3 protein-coding genes are annotated in these 1,885 nt (G+C 71.4%); all 3 read left to right on the plus strand.

The features are described 5' to 3' along the window. A partial coding sequence (locus G7A99_RS18945; RefSeq protein WP_163143114.1) for a TRAP transporter large permease subunit occupies positions 1 to 687 on the plus strand: 687 nt, incomplete at its 5' end. Positions 688 to 748: 61 nt separating this feature from the next. After that, positions 749 to 1,465 (plus strand): FadR/GntR family transcriptional regulator, encoded by a 717-nt coding sequence (locus tag G7A99_RS18950; RefSeq protein ID WP_018717524.1) that lies wholly within the window; start codon positions 749 to 751, stop codon positions 1,463 to 1,465. After that, positions 1,462 to 1,885, plus strand: a 424-nt coding sequence (locus tag G7A99_RS18955) for an amidohydrolase family protein (RefSeq protein WP_163143117.1), incomplete at its 3' end; no start/stop codon positions are given. The genes G7A99_RS18950 and G7A99_RS18955, both read left to right, overlap by 4 nt.

Below are 1,885 nucleotides of genomic sequence, written 5' to 3' on the forward strand. Positions count from 1 at the left end.
ATCACCCTGGAGCGGCGCGCCACCGGCCGGGAGATCCTCACCGCGCTGCGCGAGGGCTTCTGGGCACTGATGGCGCCGGTGGTCATCCTCGGCGGCATCTACGGCGGCGTGTTCACGCCCACCGAGGCCGCCATGGTGGGGGCGCTCTACAGCGCGGTGGTGGGCCTGTTCCTCTACCGCGACCTCCACTGGCGCAGCGTCCCGGCGATCCTGATGCGCTCCATGCGCACCACCGCGGTGATCATGTTCATCATCGCCGTCGCCTATGGCTTCGCCTGGGTCGTGGCCAGCGAGCAGATCCCGGCCCATGTCACCGAGGGGCTGCTGGCGATCACCTCCAACCCGATCCTACTGCTGCTGATGCTCAACGTCATGCTGCTGGTGCTCGGCGCGGTGATGGACAACGTCTCCGCGATGGTGATCCTCAGCGGCGTGCTCATCGGGGTGGGCCAGCAGATCGGGCTCGACCCGATTCAGCTGGGCGCGATGGTGGTGATCAACTTCGCCGTCGGCATGGTCACCCCGCCGGTGGGCTACTCGATCTTCGTCGCCTCCAGCATCAGCGGCCTGCGCATCGAGACGGTGGCACGCTACCTCTGGCCGTTCCTGCTGGTGCTCATCACCGTCGTGGGCCTGATCGCCTACGTCCCGGCGGTCACCCTGTGGCTGCCGGGCCTGCTCGGCTAGGATGCCCGGGTCCCGGCGCCCGAACGCGCCGGGACCCGGTACGGATATCCAGGAGGGAGACATGACCCGAGCGAACCGCCGGCTTCCCGGCGAGGTGGCCAGCGTGCTCGAGCGCGAGATCCGCGACGGCCGCCACCAGCCCGGCGGGCGGATGCCCACGGAGGCGGCGCTGGCGACGCGCTTCGAGGTGAGCCGCGCGGCCGTGCGCGAGGCCATCGCGGAGCTTCGCCGCGCCCGGCTGGTGAAGACCCACCAGGGCCGCGGGACCTTCGTCGCCGAGACCCTGCCGGAGAAACCGGTATTCTCGCTGTCCAGCGACAGCCTCGACCCGGTGGAGCTGCGCCACGTCTATGAGATCCGCCGCGAGGTGGAGGCCGGCGCGGCGGCTTTGGCGGCGGGCAACGCTGACGAGGCGGCCATCGCCGCCATGCGCGAGGCGTTCGCGGCACTGGAGCGCTCGGTGCACGAGGACCGCCCCGGCGCCCGTCACGACCTGGCCTTTCACCGGGCCATCGCGGAGGCCACGGGCAACCGCTTTTTCCCCGAGTTCCTCTCGTTCTTTTACCCGCGGGTGATGGAGTCCATCACCGCCGCCCGCTCCAACACCGCCCGTATCTCCGGCCGGGCCCAGGCGGTGCAGGCCGAGCACCGTGCGATCCTCGACGCCATTCTCGCCCGCGAACCGGAGGAGGCACGGGCGGCGATGCGCGTACACCTGACCAACGCCATGCGCCGGCTGGGCCTCGCCCGCACCGACGCCAGGGAGACGCAGATATGACCACACCCCCCGACATCCCCGGACCGGACCCGGCCCCGCATGCACCGGCCACGCCGCTGCCGGCGGGGGCCTGCGACACCCACGCGCACCTCTTCGGGCCCCAGGCGGACTACCCCTACCAGACCCCGCGGGGCTACACCCCGCCGGACGCGGACGAGACCGCCTACCGCCGGCTGCTGACCACCCTCGGCTTCCAGCGGGCGGTGCTCGTGCAGCCGAGTGTCTATGGCACCGACAACCGCCGCATGCTCGACACCCTGGCGGCGGCCGGTGGCGCCGGCGACCCCATCGAGTGGCGCGGCATCGCGGTGGTCGACCGGGACGTGGACGATGCGAGCCTGGAGCGCATGCACACGCTCGGGGTCCGCGGCATCCGCATCAACCTGGTCTTCCCCGGCGGGATCACCTTCGACGACGTCC

Source organism: Arhodomonas sp. KWT, assembly GCF_010993615.1.

What these genes read in the sequence shown, in the direction of transcription:
- G7A99_RS18950 (WP_018717524.1), top strand. Translation starts at nt 749, where the DNA reads ATGACCCGAGCGAACCGCCGGCTTCCCGGCGAGGTGGCCAGCGTGCTC.